Below are 19,081 nucleotides of genomic sequence, written 5' to 3'. Positions count from 1 at the left end.
ACCGGCGCCGGCGCCGGCGGCGGTCACTGCCCGCGGTACATCTCCGCGACCAGGAACGCCAGGTCCAGCGACTGGCTGCGGTTCAGCCGCGGGTCGCAGGCCGTCTCGTAGCGCTGGTGCAGGTCGTCCACCAGCACCTCGTCACCGCCGCCGACGCACTCGGTCACGTCGTCGCCGGTCAGCTCCACGTGGATGCCGCCCGGGTGGGTGCCGAGCCCGCGGTGCACCTCGAAGAAGCCCTTGACCTCGTCGAGCACGTCGTCGAAGCGGCGGGTCTTGTGCCCGGTCTCGGCCTCGAAGGTGTTGCCGTGCATCGGGTCGCAGATCCACACCGGCTGCGCGCCGGAGGCGGTGACCTTCTCCACCAGGGTGGGCAGGTGGTCGCGGATCTTGCCCGCGCCCATCCGGGTGATGAAGGTGAGCCGGCCCGGCTCGCGCTCCGGGTCGAGCCGCTCGATCAGCGTCAGCGCCTCGTCGACCGAGGTGGTCGGGCCGAGCTTGACGCCGATCGGGTTGCGGATCCTGGAGGCGAACTCGATGTGCGCCCCGTCCAGCTGGCGGGTGCGCTCGCCGATCCAGACCATGTGGCCCGAGACGTCGTACAGCTCGCCGGTACGCGAGTCGACCCGGGTCAGCGCCGTCTCGTAGTCGAGCACCAGCGCCTCGTGCGAGGAGAAGAACTCGACGGTCTTGAACTCCTCCGGCGCGACCCCGCAGGCCTGCATGAAGTTCAGCGCGTTGTCGATCTCCTTGGCCAGGCGCTCGTAGCGCTGGCCGGCCGGCGAGTTGCGCACGAAGTCCTGGTTCCAGGCATGCACCTGGCGCAGGTCGGCGTAGCCACCGGTGGTGAAGGCGCGCACCAGGTTGAGGGTGGCGGCCGAGGCGTTGTACATCCGCTTCAGGCGCTCGGGGTCCGGGCGGCGGGACTCGGGGGTGAACTCGAAGCCGTTCACCGAGTCGCCGCGGTAGACCGGCAGGGTCACGCCGTCGCGGGTCTCGGTCGGCTTGGAGCGCGGCTTGGAGTACTGGCCGGCGATCCGGCCCACCTTGACCACCGGGACGGAGGCGGCGTACGTCAGCACCGCCGCCATCTGCAGCAGGGTCTTCAGCTTGTTGCGGATGTGGTCCGCCGAGACGCCGTCGAAGGCCTCGGCGCAGTCGCCGCCCTGGAGCAGGAACGCCTCACCACGCGCGACGGCACCGAGCCGGGCGCGCAGCTGGTCGCACTCGCCTGCGAAGACGAGCGGCGGATACGAGGCGAGGTCCGCGAGAGCGGTGCGCAGCGCCTGCGGGTCCGGCCAGTCAGGCTGCTGCGCCGCGGGCAGGGATTGCCAAGAGTGGTGATTTGTCACGGTCACGGTGTCAAGGCTACGGGGTGTGACAACCGATTTGTGCCCGCCTTCCAGTGGATGAGACGCCCGGCGGACATTTCCCGGGAGTCCGGCTCACCCTCCGGGGAGTCCGGCTCACCCCGTCGGCCGATCCGCTACTGTCATCACCATGCACGCGCCACACACCTTTTCCTGGTGGTGGGCCAACCCCCGGGTCGGCCCACAGCTCGCGCGTCCCTGAGACGACACGACGGCCGCCCCACTCGGGGCGGCCGTCGTCGTATTCCCGGACGGCCTTCCCGGCAGAGCGGACCAGCCCCGCCCCTCCCTCCGGAAAGAAGCCGACCGTGATCCGTGCCACCACCGCCGCGCTGCTCGACCGTCTGGCCGCCCCGGACGCCCCCGCCTTCGCCCTGCTGCACCGCCGCACCCCGCGACTGGCCCCCGACACCGTCGAGCTGCTGCTCGGCGAGGTCGGCTCGTACGACACGCTCGCCCAGCTGCCGCTGCCCACCGGCGCCCCCGCCGACGGCCGGCCGCGGCACGACCTGCTCGCACTGGTCCCCTACCAGCAGATCCGCGAGCGCGGTTTCGAGGCGCACCAGGACGGCACCCCGCTGCAGGCGCTGCGGGTGGCCGAGCAGTACCAGCTGCCGCTCGGCCAGGTGCTGGCCGAGCTGCCGCAGCTGCCCGTGCGGCTCACCGGGGGCGGCTTCGACATCGACGACGAGCAGTACGCCGAGATCGTCCGGCAGGTGATCCGGGAGGAGATCGGCAGCGGCGAGGGCGCCAACTTCGTCATCCGCCGCGACTTCCACGGCACCCTGCCCGACTTCTCCACCGAGCTCGCGCTCAGCCTCTTCCACCGCCTGCTCGACCAGGAGCGCGGCGCCTACTGGACCTACCTGGTCCACACCGGGGACCGGGTGCTGGTCGGCGCCTCGCCCGAGGTCCACGTGCGGCAGAGCGGCGGCACCGTGGTGATGAACCCGATCTCCGGCACCTACCGCTACCCCGCCGAGGGGCCGAGCCTGCCCTCGCTGCTGGCCTTCCTGCACGACCCCAAGGAGCTGGAGGAGCTCACCATGGTGGTCGACGAGGAGCTCAAGATGATGTGCACGGTCGGCGACCTGGGCGGCCAGGTGCTCGGCCCGCGGCTCAAGGAGATGGCCCACCTCGCGCACACCGAGTACGAGCTGCGCGGGCGCACCTCGCTGGACGTGCGCGAGGTGCTCAGGGAGACGATGTTCGCGGCCACCGTCACCGGCAGCCCCGTGCAGAACGCCACCCGGGTGATCCGCCGCTACGAGCGCACCGGGCGCGGCTACTACGCCGGCGCGCTCGCCCTGATCGGGCGCTCGGCCAGTGGCGGGCAGCAGCTGGACTCGCCGATCTGCATCCGCACCGCCGACATCGACCCGGCCACCGGCCGCCTGGTGGTCCGGGTCGGCGCCACCCTGGTGCGCCACTCCGACCCCGCCTCGGAGGTGGCCGAGACCCACGCCAAGGCGGCCGGCGTGCTGGCCGCGATCGGTGCCCGCCCGGCGGCAGCCCGCCCGGCCGGGCGCGACTGGCCCCGGCTGGGCGAGAACCACCGGGTGCAGGCCGCGCTGAACGGCCGCCGCGCCGACCTGGCGCCGTTCTGGCTGCGGATGCAGCAGCAGGTGACGCCCGACCAGCCCGAGCCGACCCTGGTGGTGGACGGCGAGGACACCTTCACCGCGATGCTGGCCCACCTGCTGCGCGCGATCGGCCACCAGGTCTCGGTGCTGCGCTACGACACCCCCGGTCTGGCCGGGCTCGTCGCCGCGCACCGCGGACCGCTGGTGCTCGGTCCCGGGCCGGGCGACCCGGCCGACCCCGCCGACCCGAAGATGGCCGTGCTGCGTCCGATCGCCGCCGAGGCGCTGGCCGACGCCCGGAGCGGGCAGCGCACGGCGCCGCTGCTCGCGGTCTGCCTCAGCCACCAGCTGCTCAGCGCCGAGCTCGGCCTGCCGCTGCACCGCAAGGCCACCGTCTACCAGGGCGCGCAGGAGACCATCGACCTGTTCGGCAGCCCGCAGACGGTCGGCTTCTACAACACCTTCGTCGCGCGCTGCTCCCCGGCGGACGCGCAGCGCCTCGCGCAGGCGGGCGTCGAGGTGGCCCGCGACCCGCTCACCGGCGACGTCCACGCGCTGCGCGGCCCCGGCTTCGCGAGCCTGCAGTTCCACCCGGAGTCGGTGCTGACCATGGACGGCGTGACCGTGGTGGCGCAGCTGCTGCGCACGGCGGTGCCGGTGGTCGGCTGACGGCTGACGGCCGTGGACGGTCGGCGGGGCGCGGCCCCGGCGGCCGTCGTCGGCCGGTCGCCGTGCCGCCGTGCCTGCCGCCGGGTCGGGGTGACGCACGCCACAATGGCCGCATGCGCATCGGAATCCTCGGCACCGGCACCGTCGGGCAGACCCTCGCCGACAAGCTGCTCTCCCTCGGCCACGAGATCACCCTCGGCTCCCGGAGCCCGTCCAACCCCGCGGGCCTCGCCTGGGCGCAGGCGGTGGGGCCGCACGGGCACAGCGGGACCTTCGCCGAGGCCGCCGGGTTCGGCGAACTGGTGGTCAACGCGACTCCCGGCACGGTCTCGCTCGACGTGCTGGCAGCCGCCGGGGCGCAGGCGCTGGCCGGCAAGATCGTGGTGGACGTCTGCAACCCGCTGGTCTTCGCCGCCGACGGCACGGTCACCCTCGACCCGGTGAACAGCGACAGCATGGGCGAGCGGATCCAGCGGGCCTGCCCGGACTCCCGGGTGGTCAAGGCCCTCAACACGCTCGCCGCACCGGTGATGGTCAACCCGGGGCGGGTGCCGGGCCGGCACAACCTCTTCGTCGCGGGCGACGACGCCGGCGCCAAGCAGGAGGTCACCGCGCTGCTGGAGTCCTTCGGCTGGCCGGCGGCCGACATCGTCGACCTGGGCGGGATCCAGGCGGCGCGCGGGATGGAGATGCTGATGCCGTTCTGGCTGAACCTGATGCGCCACTACGGGCACACCGACTTCAACTACCGTCTCCAGGTGGCCGACTGACCGACGCGCTCAGCCGAGCTCCTCGTCCAGGCCCTGCTCGATCGCGTAGCGGACCAGCTCGACCCGGTTGTGCAGCTGGAGCTTGCCGAGGGTGTTCTGCACGTGGTTCTGCACGGTGCGGTGCGAGAGCGTGAGCCGCTCGGCGATCTGACGGTACGACAGCCCCTTGGCCACCATCCGCAGCACCTCGGTCTCCCGGGCCGTCAGGTGCGGTACCGGCGCCCGCCCCGCGCTCGCCGCGGCGGGCGGCTCGGCGGCCAGCCGCCGGAACTCGCCGAGCACCAGGCCGGCCAGCCCCGGGGTGAAGACCGCCTCACCGGCCGCCGTGCCGCGGACCGCGGCCAGCAGTTCCTCGCGACCCGCCGACTTCACCAGGTAGCCGGTCGCGCCGGACTTCACCGCCTCCAGCACATCGGCCTGCTCACCGCTGGCGGAGAGCACCAGCACCCGCACCGCCGGGTCGCGCGCCAGCACCTGGCGGCAGACCTCGACCCCGGGCAGCAGCGGCAGGTGGAGGTCCAGCAGCAGCACCTGCGGACGGGCGGCGGCGGCCCGGCGTACCGCCTGCGCGCCGTCCCCGGCGGTGGCGACCACCTCGAAACCCGCGTCGGCCAGGTCCCTGGCCACCGCCTCACGCCACATCGGATGGTCGTCGACCACCATCACCCGCAGCCGCTGCTCCATCAGCCCTCCCTCGGAACCCGCAACTCGACCTCGACGCCCGCCCCGGGCTCCGAACTGAACTCCGCCGTGCCACCGAGGTCGCGCAGCCGGCCCTCGATGGACTGGGCCACCCCGAGCCGCCCGTCGAGCCTGGCCCGGGCCAGCCGCCCGGCCGGGAACCCGGGGCCGTCGTCGCGGATCGACACGGTCACCACGGCCGGCTCGTCCTCCAGCAGGATCCAGGCCCGGGCCCGGTCCCCCGCGTGCCGGTGGACGTTGTCCACGGCGGCGCCCACCGCAGCCGCCAGCTGCTCGGCCCGCGGCCCGGGCAGCAGCACCGCGGTGCCGGGGACGGCCAGGGTGACCCGGTCGCTCTCGTACCGGGCGAGCAGCGCCCGCAGGTCCTGTTCGGCCCTCGCCCCTGCGGCCCCGGACGGCGGCCGCGCGGCGGCCGAAGCCCCCGTCATCAGGGCCCGCAGCGCCCGCTCCTGCTCCCCCGCCAGCCGGCCGAGCTCCACCGGGTCGAGGACACGGCCGGCATCCGCCGTCGCCGCCTCGCCCGCCTGACGCTGCACCAGGGCGAGCACCTGGAGCACCCCGTCGTGGATGTCGCGGGAGAGCCGCTCCCGCTCCCGGTTCGCCGCCTCCACCCGCAGCGCCTCGCCGAGGGTGGCCTCGCTCGCCCTGGCCAGCTCGATCACGTAGCCGATCGCGCAGCCGGTCAGCAGCAACAGCACGCAGTCGTGCACGTTTCCCAGGGTCAGGCCGCCGTGCCCGAGGACGTTCGCACCGCCGACCACCAGTCCCGCCACCGCCGCGAGCCGCCAGCCGCCCTTGGCGGCGAAGCCGAGCACCGTGCCGGCCGCCCAGATGGTCGGCACCGTGACCGCGCCGGCCGCGATCCGCGCCGGGGTGTCGATCGCCCCGCTCAGCACCACCCCGCTGACGGAGACCACCAGGTCGACGCCGAGCATCGGCCAGGGGCAGCGGGCCGGGTTGCCGAAGGCACGCGAGGTGGCCAGCGTCCAGAGCACCAGGGCGCCCAGGTAGATCCAGCCGGCCACCGGGTGCCGGTAGTGCAGGTAGGCGAGGTCGTAGCGGACCAGCGCGTAGACCATGGCGAGCACCCGGTACCAGCTGATCGCACGCCAGAGCGGCAGCTCCACGGACATGCCGCCGGCCGCCACCGCCCCGCTCGGGCCGTGCTGCGAAACCGCCATCGCTCCCCCTGGCGAACGCGGACCTAGGGACCGCCGGGCAGACCCTGGGAGCCGCCCGGCTCAGGAGTCGCCCGGCTCCTTCTCGCCCGACTCCTGCCGGGCGGCCTCACGCTCGGCCGCCTCGGCTGCCTCGGCCTTCTCGGCCGCCTGCTTCTCCTTCTCCGCCGCCCGCTCCGCGCGCTGCTCGGCCCGGCGCTCGGCGTCCGCGCGCTTCTTCTCCTCGGCGATCTGCCGCTTGGCGGCGGTCGCGTAGATGTCCACGTACTCCTGGCCGGAGAGCCGCATGATCTCGTACATCACCTCGTCGGTGACCGAGCGCAGGATGAAGCGGTCGTTCTCCATACCCTGGTAGCGGGAGAAGTCCAGCGGGCGGCCGATCCGGATGCCGGGGCGGATGCCGAAGCTGGGGATCACCTGGCCGGGCGGCTGCACCTTCTCGGTGTCGATCATCGCCACCGGGATGACCGGCGCGCCGGTCTGCAGCGCGACCCGGGCCAGGCCGCCGACCTTGCCCCGGTAGAGCTTGCCGTCGGGCGAGCGGGTGCCCTCGGGGTAGACGCCGAACAGCTCGCCGCGGTCGATCACCGCGATCGCGCTGCGGATCGCCGCCTCACCGGCCCCGCGCACCCCGGAGCGGTCCACCGGGAGCTGGCCGACGCCCTTGAAGAAGGCGGCCGTCAGCTTTCCCTTGAGGCCCGGGGTGTTGAAGTACTCCGCCTTGGCGATGAAGGTCACCCGACGCTTCATCAAGGCAGGCAGGAAGAAGGAGTCCGAGAACGAGAGGTGGTTGCTCGCGATGATCGCCGGGCCCTCGTCTGGGATGTTCTCCGCACCTTCCATCCACGGCCGGAAGAAGATCCGCAGCATCGGTGCGACGATCATCTTCATCAGTCGGTAGAACAACCCGGACCTCCTGTATTGCAGACCGGTCGATCCTAATGCCCCAAAGGGGTCCCCGACGCACGGCAGGGGTGACGGCGGGCGGCGGAGAGGGTCTGTACGCCCCGCCGACCCCGTGCAACGATGGCGGCGCCGTTGCCTCGTCTGCCCCGTCGAAGTCGAAGGAGTCCACGGATGCCGCCGCTGCCCGGTGCCGAGCCCTACCACCACCGCGGTGGCCCGATCGGTGTGCTGCTCTGCCACGGGTTCACGGGCTCCCCGCAGTCGCTGCGCCCCTGGGCGGAGTACCTGGCCGAGGCCGGCCTGACCGTCTCGCTCCCGCTGCTGCCCGGCCACGGCACCCGGTGGCAGGACCTCGCGGTGACCCGCTGGGAGGACTGGTACGCCGAGCTGAACCGGGCCTTCGAGCAGCTCGCCGAGGAGTGCGAGCGGGTCTTCGTCTTCGGCCTCTCGATGGGCGGCGGCCTGAGCCTGCACCTGGCCGCCGAGCACCAGGAGAAGGTCGCCGGACTGGTCCTGGTCAACCCTTCGGTGCGCGCGGACAACCCGGCCACCCCGCTGCTGCCGGTGCTGCGCCACCTGGTGCCGAGCCGGCCGGGGATCACCGGCGACATCGCGCTGCCGGGCGCCGTCGAGATCGGCTACGACCGCTTCCCGCTGCACGCCGCCTGGTCGCTGAGCCGGCTGTGGCACACCGTCCAGCAGGAGCTGGTGCGGGTCGGTCAACCCGTGCTGCTGCTGCGCAGCCCGCGGGACCACGTGGTCTCCCCGGCGAACTCCGCTCTGGTGCTGGCCCGGATATCCTCGGTCGATGTGACGGAGCGGCTGTGCGAACGCAGCTTCCACGTCGCGACCCTGGACTACGACGCCGAACTGATCTTCGAGGAGTCCCTCGGGTTCGTCCGCCGTCTGGCCGGGGTCCCGCAGGCCACCGACGCCACCGACCAGCGGGGCTGAGGGCCACCAGGACTGAAGGGCCGGCAGTGCACGAGCACGAGAACAACACGGCGGGCGACGACGAGGACCGCCCCCAGGAGAGCGAGCAGCGCCCCGCGCCCACCCCCACCCCCAGCAGCCAGGCCGAGCACGACGCGATCTTCGCCCAGCTGGTGGCGCAGTTCGACGACCCGGTGGACCTCACCCGGCCCGACTGGCCCGAGATCGAGAACCTGCGCGCCCGCAACGACCTGGCCACCCGCGGCGACACCGGCCTCGGCGCGCCCCAGCCCCGCCCCCGCGCTGCCGAACCCGCGCCGCTCGACCCCGCCCGGCTCGGCCCGCGCGACTGGGACGCCGCCGAGGACCCGGACGAGGGCCACTTCGTGCCGCCGGAGCCGCCGCCGCTGCCCACCGGCGACACCACCGCCAAGTTCGCCTGGATCGCGGTGCTCGGCGGCCCCGCGCTGCTGCTCTTCGACGCCCTGGTCTGGCGCGAGGTGGCCGGCTGGCCCGCCTGGGTGGGGCTGACGGCCTTCCTGGGCGGCTTCACCACGCTGATCGTCCGGATGAAGGACCGCGATCCGGACGAGCCGCACGACCCGCACGGCGGTGCGGTCGTCTGACCCGCGCGCAGGGCGCCCCCGGGACCGATGTCCCGGGGGCGCCTTCGGTGTTGACGCTGGATCAGAAACCGGTGGTCACCGTGACGCCGGCGAAGGCGCTGGTGCCGTAGAGGCTGATGTAGTTCCAACCGGCCTTCGGGGAGGCGATGGTGAGGGTGTGGGCGGTCCCCGGTCCGGTGGTGTGGGCGGTGGCGTCGGCCTGGGTGGCCCAGGTGCCGTCGTCGAAGTAGAGGTTGGCGTCGCCGGTGCCGCCGCTCGCGGTGATGGTGAGCTGCTGGGTGCCGGCCGGGACGTCGACGTAGAGGTAGCTGTAGTCGCCGGCGGCCGCGGTGAGGTTGCTCCGGCCGCAGTTCCGGCCGAGTTCACGGGGGTCGGGGGCGGCGCAGTCCGTCGACGCGGCCACCGTGACGGTCGCGGTGGTGGCGGCCGAGGCGCCCTGGCTGTCCAGCACGGTCAGGTGCACGGTGTAGGTGCCCGGCGCGGCGTAGGTCTTCGTCGGGTTGGCGTCGGTGGAGCCGGTGCCGTCGCCGAAGTCCCAGGTGCGGGCGGTGATGGTGGCGCCGGGTGCGGTGGAGGTGTCGGTGAAGGCCGCCGTGAGGCCGTCGGTGGTGCTGGTGAGGGCGGCGGTCGGCGGCTGCGGGATGTTGTCGCTGCAGGCTCCCGCGGCGCAGGCGGCCAGCCAACTGGACCAGTCGGCGTCGTAGCTGGTGCCGATGCCGGTGAGGAGGTTCAGCGCGCCCTGGTAGTCGCCGGACCGGTAGAAGCCGAGCAGGCTGTCGACGTCGGCGCGGTGGCGCTCCAGCATGTAGCGCACCGAGAGGTAGCCCCACGGGTAGATCCGGTCCTGACCGCTGTCGTAGGTGTTGGCGAAGATCGTGCTCAGCGGGTAGGCGGCGGTGGCCGCGTCGGTGACCGCGTCGGTGTCGGCCAGGCCGCGGTAGGTGTAGGAGTCGTACTCGGCCAGGCCCTCGATCCACCAGATGGTGTCGGGCGTCGAGGTGGCCGCGGTGAAGTCCCCGGCGGTGTCGAAGCGGCCGTCCAGGTAGTGGGTGAACTCGTGGTTGAGGTTCCAGATCTGGAAGGCCGGCCGCAGCCAGTCGGCCTCGTAGGCGACGAACCGGGGCACGTTGGCGGGGTTGGTGGGGTCGCCCTCCATGTACATCCCGCCGTTGTCGGTGCTCATGCCGAAGATCTCGCCGGCATAGGTCTGGTAGTCGGCGGTGGAGTGGAAGACGTCCAGCGTGAGCGTGGTGTTGAGGTCGCCGGGCAGCGGGCCCGGGTCCTTGACCAGGTTGTGGAAGAACGCGGTCTCACCGATCAGGCTGTTGCAGGTGGCGCTCAGCTCGTCGTCGGTCAGCGCCTGGGCCTCGATCTTGATGTACGGGCTGCAGGTGTACTGGATCGTCAGCACCGCGGCCTTGAGCCGGTCGGCCAGGTCGCAGGTGTTGTAGTCGGCGCAGTTGCCCTGGTCGTACTGGTCGGCCTGGGTGGCGACGCCGACCCACAGCGGGGCCGTGGCACCGGTCATCGCCGAGTCGGCGAGCAGGCCCTCGACCAGCGGGCGCACCGTCGGCAGCAGCGTGGCGTCCTGCAGGAAGCGGGCCAGCTCGGTGCCCGCGTTGGCGGCCAGGAAGCTCTGCGGGCCGCCGAGCAGCGCGAGGTTGCCGGTCGCGAAGGTGTCGAGGGTGGTGAGGATGCTCGGGTCGGCCTCGGTCGCGGCGACGAAGTCGGCGTTCTGGTGGCCGCGGAAGAGCACGGTATAGACGTTGTTGACGGCGTTCACCATGTTGTACGAGCTGTTGTACGCGGTGGTGTAGCCGGCCAGCAGGCGCTTCTCGACCGGCAGGTAGCGGGCGTTCTGGCCGGCGCTGTCGATCAGCGTGACGGCCTCCGCGAGCACCGCCCCGTTGGCGTCCGTGACGTCCTGGCTGTGCGGGGCGGCGTAGAAGGCGTCCAGCGCGGCCTGGATCGCGCTCTGCAGCGTGCTGCCGTAACTGCCCACGTCGGCGGCGTCGTTCCACTGCACGTAGTAGCCGGCCCGCAGGTAGAGCACCAGCTCCAGCAGGTGGCTGCTGTCGTCGCCCGGGTAGCTCGGCGCGGCGGCGGCCAGCGCGTTCGCGACGGTGGTCATCTGCGACTCCTGGAAGGCCTGGTGGGCCTGGGAGCCGGTGAGGTTGAAGAAGGTGTTGACGCAGTCGGAGCCGGCCGACTCCACGGCCTGGACCAGCGCGTCACCGGTGTCGGCGCTGATCGCGGCCGGGTCGCAGGCCGTTGCCGCCCTGGCCATCGGGCGCGTGGGCTTGTCGTAGTCCTGGTGCAGTGCGGAGTCGTCGGCGGGCAGCGGCGGGCGGTCCTTGGCGCTGACCCGCTGCGAGTCGTCGGGCCGGGCGGCGCCGGTGGCCGGCTGCGGGGCGAGGCCGGGGCGGGTGGCGGGACCGGCAGGCCCGGGGGTCGCGGGCCCGGGCGCCGGGGCCTTGGCGGCCGGAGCCTTGGCGAGGGGCGCGGCGTAGGCCTGGCCCTGGGTGCCGGCCAACCCGAGGCCGAGGGTCAGCGCCAGGGCGGATATCAGGAGTCGGGGCAGCTTCGTCCCGAGGAGTGGAGGTCTCACGTGAGGTTCTCCCGGTGTGGGGGGCCGCGCGCGGGGGCGCGGCGTACGGCGGGGACCGTGGCAGGCGCGGAGCATGACGATGCGTCAGCCCTGCTCGATGGGCGCCGGTGTCGTGGGGTGGGACAGGCGCCCGGGCAGGTTGGGGCCGCTTGAGCATGCACACGGCTAGACGTGTGACATGTACCATTGCATACATCACATGCTTCGTGAAGACATCCGGAGAACCTCCTGAGAACAGCCCTCGGCGCCCCGCCGGACCGGCGGGGCGCCGAGGTCGGCAGACGGTCAGGAGCCGTCAGGGCGCGGCGGGCACCCGCAGCACCGCCACCACCGGCAGGTGGTCGGTGGCCGCCAGCAGCTCGGCGACCGGCAGTGGCGGCACCCCGCAGGAGAGCACCTCGATCCCGGGCGAGGCGAAGACGGCGTCCAGCCGCTGCAGCGGGTCCCCGGGGCGCGAGGTGTACTCCCCGCCCCACGGACTGGTCGCCCAGCCGTCCTGGTACGCCTCGGCCAGCTTGCGCCAACCCGCGTCCTCGGGATGCTCGTTGAAGTCCCCGGCGATCACCGAGTACGGGCTGATCGACCCCTGCTCGTGCAGCAGCTCGAACTGCTGCACCCGCTCGGGGCCGATGAAGCTCAGGTGGCAGCTGGTCAGCGCGAACGGCACCGCGCGCCCGATCCGCAGCACCGCGCTCGCGAAGCCGCGCGCGTGCATCCCGCGGTGCTTGGGCAGCAGCCGGTCGTGCCGGCCGAGCACCTCGACCCTCAACCCTCCCAGCAGCAGCGGTCCGGCCGCCGTGCGCCCGCCGCCGGCCAGCACCACCGTCCCGGTGTTCCTGGCCAGCCAGGCCACCTGGCCCTCGGGGCGCCAGTAGCGCGGTGACTCCTGCACGCAGACCAGGTCGGGCTCGCAGGAGCGGATCACCCGGGCCAGCGCCCGGCGGTCGTCCCGCTGCGAGCGGATGTTGTAGCTCAGCACACGGACGAGTTCGGCTCCGTCCGGCTGGGGACCGGAGCGCGGCAGGTCGAGGGTCACCCCCGACACGCTACCGGCTCCGCCGGGGCGGAGCCGGTCGGACCTGACGACCACTCAGGGGTCGGGCCTGCCGCTGGAGCTACGCGGTGCGGGCCAGGTCGCCCGCGCCCACGATGCCCGCCGAGGAGCCCATCGAGGCCAGCACGACCTCGGCCCGCGGCCGGTGCACCCCGCCCGTCAGGTACTTCTCGAAGTCCTTGGCCACCGGGTCGAGCAGCAGCCGCCCGGAGTCCGAGACGCCGCCGCCGAGCACGAAGACGCCCGGGTCGAAGAGCGCGGCCAGGTCGGCCATCCCGCGGCCCAGCCAGTCGGCCAGCTCGGCGTAGCACTCCAGTGCCAGCGGGTCGCCGTACTCGGCGGCCTCGGTGATGTGGATGCCGCGGATGGTCTCCGCCACTCCGTCGTTGAGCTCCAGCATCCGCCGCCCGCGCACCGGGTCGGCCGCCGCCCGCTCCCGGCCGTAGCGGCGCAGCGCCCGCCCCGAGCCGTACTGCTCCCAGCAGCCCTTGCCGCCGCAGCCACAGAGCAGGCCGTCCGGCACCATGTTCAGGTGCCCGATCTCGCCGGCCACGCCGAACCGGCCGCGGTGCAGCCGCCCGTCCAGCACGATGCCGCCGCCGATGCCGGTGCCCACGGTGATCAGCACCATGTCGGTGTGCTCGGCCGCGGCACCGAAGCGGAACTCGGCCCAGGCCGCGCAGTTGGCGTCGTTCTCCACCACCGTGTCGAGGCCGGTGAGCTCCTCGATCCGGCCGCGCAGCGGCTCGTTCTCCCAGGCGATGTTGGGCGCGAAGATCACCGTGGAGCGGTCGCGGTCGACGAAGCCGGGGGCGCCCACGCCCACCGCGCTGACCTCGGTGTACTGCTCCTTGAGCTCGCGCACGGCCTGGGCGATGGCATCGACCGCCCACTGCGGGTCGGCCGGGGTGGGAACCCGGGTCCGGGCCAGGATCTCGCCGTTCTCGTCGACCACGCCGGCCGCGATCTTGGTGCCGCCGACATCGACGCCGATGGTCAGAGCCATGTGTCCCTCAGTCATTCGCTCGTGCCCGATGGGCGGAACGGTACCCGCCCGGCCGTGCTCCCGTACACACCTGGCCATACATTATCCGAAGACAAGGTTGCGAAAGCCCCGCCGCAAGGCTTCAAAAGTCGTACGATTCAAGCCCCTGCGTAGCCCCGGGATTCCCCTCGGTGATGAACACGGCGAGCGCTATTCGTCCAGGTCGATCCGCTCGGAGTCGGACGGCTCGGGGGCCGACCAGCGCCGCTCGTGCCCGGCCACGGCGGCCCGGTAGGCGGCCAGCAACTCGGCGCCGGCGGCGGCCAGGTGCTCGAAGACCTCGGGGTTCTCCGCCTTCACCCGCCCGTAGACGCGCTCCGCCTGCTCCCCCACGGTGGCGGCGAGCTTGCGCACCTCGTCGATCAGCGGACTGCCCTCGTCCTGGGGGTTCTCGTTGTCGACAGGATCTGAATTGTTCATGACGTGCGCCTTCCGGTGCCGGTGCCGCGGACGCACCAGGGAGCGCGCCCGCTCGGTCCCTTCAGACGCTACCGGTTACCGGCCACCGGTCGGCCAGAGGTCCGGGTCGGGCGCGAAGCGCAACGTCAACTCACCGCCGCGCAGCGCCGCCCCGGCCACCGTGCAGCGGCGCAGGGCGCCCGGCAGCGGCAGGATCCGCCGGTAGGAGCCGAGCCCGACCACCAGCTCGTCGCCGCGGCGCATCAGCTCCAGGTCGGCGCGCTCGGCGCCGGGCGCGGCCAGCCGCCAGAGCAGCACGCCGTCCTCCGCCAACCGGTCCTCGGCGGTCCACGGCCAGCGGGTGCTCGGCTCGGGGCCCGTCCCGGCGCCGTACAGCTGGTCGGCCACCGCCGGCAGGTCGGCGGCCAGCTGGTCGGCGACCAGCAGCGGCACGTCCAGGCCGATCGCGGCCAGCCGCTCCCGCTCGCGCCGGGCCTGACCGGCCAGCCACGGATCGGCGGACTCCAGCGCGGCGGCGGGCAGCGCGCGGTGCGCGGCCACGGCGTCCAGCCGGTGACCGAAGAGCGCCAGCCCGGCGGCGGCCCGGCGCAGCGCGGGCACCGAGCAGGAGCCGGCGTCCACCGCCAGGCGCACCGAGGTGCGGCTCGACTCGATCACCGCACGGGTGGCGGTCAGCTCGCCGCCCACCCAGGCCCGCGCGGAGTACAGCCAGTCGGCGGGCATCGGCACCCCGGCCACCGCGGCCAGCAGCGGGCGCAGCGCCCGGGCGGCCTGGCGCTGCTCGGGCAGCAGGCGGCTCAGGTAGCGGTCCAGCTGCTCGGGCAGCGCGAGCGCCATGGTCAGCTCGGCGGGCGGCGGGGCGGCGGCCACCACCAGGTCGTAGCTGTCGGCCGGCACCCGCAGCGCGCGCAGCAGGGCGAGCTGGCGGGTGCCCGGCAGCGCGGTCAGCTCGTCGGGCTCCAGCGGCTCGACGCCGAGCAGGTCGAAGCCGGTGCGCAGTTTGCCGTCCAGGGCGCCGAGCGCCCGGCGGAACGCCTGCTGCTCCTCGATCCGCACGGCCCACAGGTGGTGGTCGATCTCCGCCGGCTGGTCACCGAGGCGCGCTCCGAGCACCTCGTCGACCGCGCGGTGCGGATCGTCGGCGGCCAGCAGCAGGGTGCGCAGGCCGCGGCCCGCGGCGTGCAGCGCGGTGGCGGCGGCCACCGCGGGCACGGCGGCGGCGTCACCGGTGACCAGCACCGTGCGGGTCATCGCGGGGTCAGCTCGCGCCGGTGGCGGGGGCGGACCCGCCCTCGGGCCGGCTCTCCACCCGCTTCTTCAGGCCGGCCAGCGCCCGGTCGATGATCACCTTCTCGGCCTTGCGCTTGATCATGCCCAGCATCGGGATCTTGACGTCCACCGCGAGCTGGTAGGTGACCTCGGTGCCGCCGGGGGCCGGCGCGAGCGAGTAGGAGCCGTCCAGCGAGCGCAGCATCTGGCTCTTCACCAGGGTCCAGGAGACCTCGCGCTCCGCGTCCCAGGTGTAGGCGAGCACGTGCTCGTCACGGATCGCACCGGCGTCGAGCAGCAACCGGACCTGGGTCGCACGGCCCTCCTCGGTGCGGCCGAGCACCTCGATCTCCTTGACCTCACCGGTCCACAGCGGGTACGCCTCGAAATCGGCGATCACCGCCATCACCTCGGCCGCCGTCGCCTCGACGACGATGCTCGACCTGGTGTGTTCCGCCATCGGTGGGCCTCCGCGTTGTCCCGTGCCACTGGTCAGGTGCCACCGAAGGCTATCGCGGCCGTCGCCACCCCCGAGCCCGTGGGGCACCGGCGAGCGGCCCGTGGAGGGCTACCGGCGGGTCACCTGTGCGCTGCCGTAAGGTGCGAAGCACAACGATCAGTGCCTCCCCAAGGGGTGTGACACTTCGAACACCGCGGCTGACCCCCCTACCCGAATCTGGCTACCGGGCAGTAACGTCCTGCCGTCCCGCAGCGTCGCAGACGAGGAGCAGTAGTGCTCGACTTCAGCCTTCCGGCCCGATACCAGGTCCCGAGCGGTGGCAACCTCTCCGACCTGGTCCACCAGAACGCCGCGGACCACGCACAGGTCGCGGTGCTCAGCCGGAAGCTGGACGGCCGCTGGCAGGACGTCACCGCCGCCGCCTTCCTCGCCGAGGTGCACCGGACGGCCAAAGGGCTGATCGCCTCCGGCGTGCAGCCGGGCGACCGGGTCGGCGTGATGTCGCGCACCCGCTACGAGTGGACCCTGCTCGACTTCGCGATCTGGAGCGCCGGCGCGATCACCGTGCCGGTCTACGAGACCTCCTCCGCCGAGCAGGTGCAGTGGATCCTCGGCGACTCTGGCGCGGTCGTGGTGGTCACCGAGACCGACAGCCACGCCGCCGTGGTCGAGTCGGTCCGCGACCGGTTGCCCGAGCTGCGGCACACCTGGCAGATCGAGCGCGGCGGGATCGAGGAGCTGAACACGGCGGGCGCCGACGTGCCGGACGCCACCGTGGCCGAGCGCCGCTCGATCCCCGGCCCCGACACGATCGCCACCATCGTCTACACCTCGGGCACCACCGGCCGCCCCAAGGGCTGTCAGCTCACCCACGGCAACTTCATGGCCGAGCTGGGCAACGTGGTCGCCCGGATGCCGGACCTGTTCCGCACCGGTGAGAGCTCGGTGCTGCTCTTCCTGCCGCTGGCCCACGTGCTGGGCCGGATCGCCGAGATCGCCGCCGCGATCGCGCCGATCAAGCTGGGCCACGTCTCGGACATCAAGGACGTCACCGCCGAGCTCGCCTCCTTCCGCCCGACCCTGATCCTGGGCGTGCCGCGGGTCTTCGAGAAGGTCTACAACACCGCGCGGGCCAAGGCCCAGGCGGACGGCAAGGGCAAGATCTTCGACCAGGCCGCCGACGTGGCCATCGCCTACAGCCGCGCGCAGGAGCTGGGCGGCCCCGGCCTGCTGCTGCGGCTCAAGCACGCGGTCTTCGACAAGCTGGTCTACAGCAAGCTGCGCGCCGCCCTCGGCGGCCGGGCCACCCACGCGATCTCCGGCGGCGCGCCGCTGGGCGAGCGTCTGGGCCACTTCTACCGGGGCATCGGCTTCACCGTGCTGGAGGGCTACGGGCTGACCGAGACCTGCGCGGCCACCGCCTTCAACCCGCACGACAAGCCGAAGATCGGCACGGTCGGCCAGCCGCTGCCCGGCTCCGCGGTGCGGATCGCCGAGGACGGCGAGGTGCTGCTGAAGGGCCCGCAGATCTTCACCGGCTACTGGAACAACCCGGTGGCCACCGAGGAGGCGCTGCGGGACGGCTGGTTCGCCACCGGTGACCTCGGGTCGCTGGACGAGGACGGCTACCTGACCATCACCGGCCGCAAGAAGGAGATCATCGTCACGGCCGGCGGCAAGAACGTCGCCCCCGCCGTGATCGAGGACCGCATCCGGGCGCACCCGCTGATCGGCGAGGTGATGGTGGTCGGCGACCGCAAGCCGTTCATCGGCTGCCTGGTCACCATCGACCAGGAGTTCCTGCCGCGGTGGCTGGAGCTGAACGGCCGTCAGCCCGCGAGCGTGGCCGAGCTGCTCCAGGACCCGGCCCTGCTGGCCGCCGTCCAGGAGGCGGTGGACGAGGGCAACAAGGCGGTCTCGCACGCCGAGGCCGTGAAGAAGTTCCGGGTCCTGGACACCGAGTTCTCCGAGGCCAACGGCTACCTGACGCCCTCGCTCAAGCTCAAGCGCAACGTGGTGCTGAAGGACTACGCGGGCGAGATCGAGGCGCTCTACCAGCGCTAGGCCCGGCCCCCGGCCTAGAGCCAGGCCCTGGGCCTGGCTCTAGGCCTGACTTTGGCCCTGGCCCGCCAGCAGATCGCCCAGGCGCTGGGCCAGCAGGTCCCAGCGCCAGGCCTCCTCCACCCAGCGCCGCCCCGCCCGGCCCAGCCGCCGGCGCAGCGCCGGGTCGGCGAGCAGCCGCACGATCCGCTCGGCGACCTGCTCCAGCGAGCCGCCGGGGACCACGTAGCCCGTCTCGCCCTCCAGCACGGCGTCCGGGGCACCGCCGGAGTCGCCCGCCACCACCGGCAGCCCGGTGGCGGAAGCCTCCAGGTAGACGATCCCGAGCCCCTCCACGTCCAGTCCCCCGCGCCTGGTGCGGCACGGCATCGCGAAGACGTCGCCCGCACCGTAGTGGGCCGGCAGCTCGGCCCACGGCACCTCGCCGGTGAACCGGACCGAGGCGGCCACCCCGGTCGCCTCGGCCAGCTTGCGCAGGTCCGCCAGGTAGGGGCCGCCGCCGACGATCAGCAGCACGGTGTCCGGCTCGGCGGCCAGGATCAGCGGCAGCGCGCGGATCAGCGTGTCCTGCCCCTTGCGCGGCACCAGCCGGGAGACGCAGACCACCACCGGACGGTCCGTCAGCCCGAGCCGGGCCCGCACCTCGGCGCCGCCCGAGTCCGGGTGGAAGGTCTGCTCGTCCACCCCCGGCGGCAGCTGCGCCATCCGCGCGGCCGGCCCCGGACCCACCGCCCGGGCGATCCGCGAGCGGGTGTACTCGCCGAGGTAGGTGAGCGTGTCGGTGCCCTCGCCGATCCGCCGCAGCAGCTGGCGCGAGCCCGGGAGTTGGGCCCAGGCGGCCTCGTGGCCGTGCGTCATGCCGAGCAGCCGGGCCGCCCCGGCGCGGCGCAGCGCGGGCGCCATCAGGCCCAGCGGCGCAGCCGCCCCGAACCAGACCGTGTCGCAGCCCTCGGCCCGCAGCAGCTCGGCCGCCCGCCGGGTGACCCGGGGGGTCGGCAGCAGCATGGTGCTGCGGTCGCGGATCACCGGGAACGGCTGCTCGGCGTCGAAGCGCGCGACCTCCCGGCCGTCGCGCCACGATGAGGCGTACACCACAATGCTGCCCGCCGGCCGGCGCACCGCCATGTTGTGGACAAAGGCCTGAATTCCGCCTGGACGCGGGGGAAAGTCGTTGGTGACGACAAGGGTCTTCGGCATACTGTCCACGGCTCGCTCGGTCGGGGGGTGCTCGGTTCACCGCTCGGTGATCCGTACCATAGGTCACCATGCCGACTCGGCGGGAACGAACGGAGCGGGGGCGGGCGGACCGTCGGGAACGGAAGGCCGGGCCGGAACCGTTTCCCTCCTGAGTCTGTCCTAGTCGAAGCCGGCCCCGCCCGGTACGCACCGGCGCGCGTGGACAGGCGCCGGCTCGGGCGCGGGCAGCC

General features: G+C 73.2%; 16 protein-coding genes. 5 read left to right on the top strand and 11 right to left on the bottom strand.

Annotated features, from left to right (window positions below):
* Positions 1-23: 23 nt before the first annotated feature.
* Positions 24-1,358 carry a class II 3-deoxy-7-phosphoheptulonate synthase gene (locus OG294_RS29420; RefSeq protein ID WP_327069571.1) on the bottom strand — a complete coding sequence of 445 codons (1,335 nt, stop codon included), beginning with the start codon at positions 1,356-1,358 and terminating at the stop codon, positions 24-26.
* 323 nt (positions 1,359-1,681) lie between these two features.
* On the opposite strand from OG294_RS29420, the gene OG294_RS29415 reads away from it, so the two are divergent.
* Both OG294_RS29415 and OG294_RS29410 read left to right on the top strand, forming a co-directional pair.
* The gene (locus OG294_RS29415) at positions 1,682-3,622 is read left to right on the top strand and encodes an anthranilate synthase family protein (protein WP_327071710.1); all 1,941 of its coding nucleotides are present in this window, start codon (positions 1,682-1,684) and stop codon (positions 3,620-3,622) included.
* 113 nt (positions 3,623-3,735) lie between these two features.
* Positions 3,736-4,392: an NADPH-dependent F420 reductase gene (locus OG294_RS29410; protein WP_327069570.1), complete on the top strand. Its 657-nt coding sequence runs from the start codon at positions 3,736-3,738 to the stop codon at positions 4,390-4,392.
* A gap of 9 nt (positions 4,393-4,401) precedes the next feature.
* On the opposite strand, the gene OG294_RS29405 is transcribed toward OG294_RS29410, so the two are convergent.
* From OG294_RS29405 to OG294_RS29395, 3 genes are read right to left on the bottom strand one after another with little or no spacing between them, the layout of a single operon-like run.
* Positions 4,402-5,076: a response regulator transcription factor gene (locus OG294_RS29405; RefSeq protein WP_327069569.1), complete on the bottom strand. Its 675-nt coding sequence runs from the start codon at positions 5,074-5,076 to the stop codon at positions 4,402-4,404.
* Positions 5,076-6,275: a MacS family sensor histidine kinase gene (gene macS / locus OG294_RS29400; RefSeq protein WP_327069568.1), complete on the bottom strand. Its 1,200-nt coding sequence runs from the start codon at positions 6,273-6,275 to the stop codon at positions 5,076-5,078. Before macS ends, OG294_RS29405 begins: the two co-directional genes overlap by 1 nt.
* Before the next feature lie 60 nt (positions 6,276-6,335).
* Positions 6,336-7,163: a lysophospholipid acyltransferase family protein gene (locus OG294_RS29395; RefSeq protein ID WP_327071709.1), complete on the bottom strand. Its 828-nt coding sequence runs from the start codon at positions 7,161-7,163 to the stop codon at positions 6,336-6,338.
* A 186-nt stretch (positions 7,164-7,349) separates the two neighbouring features.
* Here OG294_RS29395 and OG294_RS29390 point away from each other — a divergent pair, with 186 nt between their 5' ends.
* Both OG294_RS29390 and OG294_RS29385 read left to right on the top strand, forming a co-directional pair.
* Positions 7,350-8,132, top strand: a complete 783-nt coding sequence (locus OG294_RS29390) for an alpha/beta hydrolase (protein WP_327069567.1) — start codon at positions 7,350-7,352, stop codon at positions 8,130-8,132.
* Positions 8,133-8,158: 26 nt separating this feature from the next.
* Complete coding sequence (locus tag OG294_RS29385; protein WP_327069566.1) at positions 8,159-8,737, top strand: hypothetical protein; 579 nt, start codon at positions 8,159-8,161, stop codon at positions 8,735-8,737.
* A gap of 61 nt (positions 8,738-8,798) precedes the next feature.
* On the opposite strand, the gene OG294_RS29380 is transcribed toward OG294_RS29385, so the two are convergent.
* The 6 genes from OG294_RS29380 to OG294_RS29355 form a co-directional block, all read right to left on the bottom strand.
* Positions 8,799-11,345: a collagenase gene (locus OG294_RS29380; RefSeq protein WP_327069565.1), complete on the bottom strand. Its 2,547-nt coding sequence runs from the start codon at positions 11,343-11,345 to the stop codon at positions 8,799-8,801.
* A gap of 295 nt (positions 11,346-11,640) precedes the next feature.
* Complete coding sequence (locus OG294_RS29375; RefSeq protein ID WP_327069564.1) at positions 11,641-12,381, bottom strand: endonuclease/exonuclease/phosphatase family protein; 741 nt, start codon at positions 12,379-12,381, stop codon at positions 11,641-11,643.
* 79 nt (positions 12,382-12,460) lie between these two features.
* The gene (locus tag OG294_RS29370) at positions 12,461-13,405 is read right to left on the bottom strand and encodes an ROK family glucokinase (RefSeq protein WP_327069563.1); all 945 of its coding nucleotides are present in this window, start codon (positions 13,403-13,405) and stop codon (positions 12,461-12,463) included.
* A 189-nt stretch (positions 13,406-13,594) separates the two neighbouring features.
* Positions 13,595-13,864: a DUF5304 family protein gene (locus OG294_RS29365; RefSeq protein WP_327069562.1), complete on the bottom strand. Its 270-nt coding sequence runs from the start codon at positions 13,862-13,864 to the stop codon at positions 13,595-13,597.
* A 75-nt stretch (positions 13,865-13,939) separates the two neighbouring features.
* Positions 13,940-15,115, bottom strand: a complete 1,176-nt coding sequence (locus OG294_RS29360; RefSeq protein WP_327069561.1) for an ArsA family ATPase — start codon at positions 15,113-15,115, stop codon at positions 13,940-13,942.
* 7 nt (positions 15,116-15,122) lie between these two features.
* On the bottom strand, positions 15,123-15,593 hold the full coding sequence (locus tag OG294_RS29355) for an SRPBCC family protein (RefSeq protein WP_327069560.1): 471 nt from the start codon (positions 15,591-15,593) through the stop codon (positions 15,123-15,125).
* Between the two features lie 273 nt (positions 15,594-15,866).
* Here OG294_RS29355 and OG294_RS29350 point away from each other — a divergent pair, with 273 nt between their 5' ends.
* Positions 15,867-17,657, top strand: a complete 1,791-nt coding sequence (locus tag OG294_RS29350) for an AMP-dependent synthetase/ligase (RefSeq protein ID WP_327069559.1) — start codon at positions 15,867-15,869, stop codon at positions 17,655-17,657.
* A gap of 39 nt (positions 17,658-17,696) precedes the next feature.
* Here the strand turns inward: OG294_RS29350 and OG294_RS29345 are convergent, their stop codons facing one another.
* Positions 17,697-18,851 (bottom strand): glycosyltransferase family 4 protein, encoded by a 1,155-nt coding sequence (locus OG294_RS29345; RefSeq protein WP_327069558.1) that lies wholly within the window; start codon positions 18,849-18,851, stop codon positions 17,697-17,699.
* Positions 18,852-19,081 lie beyond the last annotated feature (230 nt).

The sequence above is a fragment of the Kitasatospora sp. NBC_01302 genome (assembly GCF_035976515.1).
Taxonomy (GTDB): Bacteria; Actinomycetota; Actinomycetes; order Streptomycetales; family Streptomycetaceae; genus Kitasatospora.
Note: the sequence above shows the minus strand (reverse complement) of the source record. Positions and strands in the feature narration are given on the sequence as shown.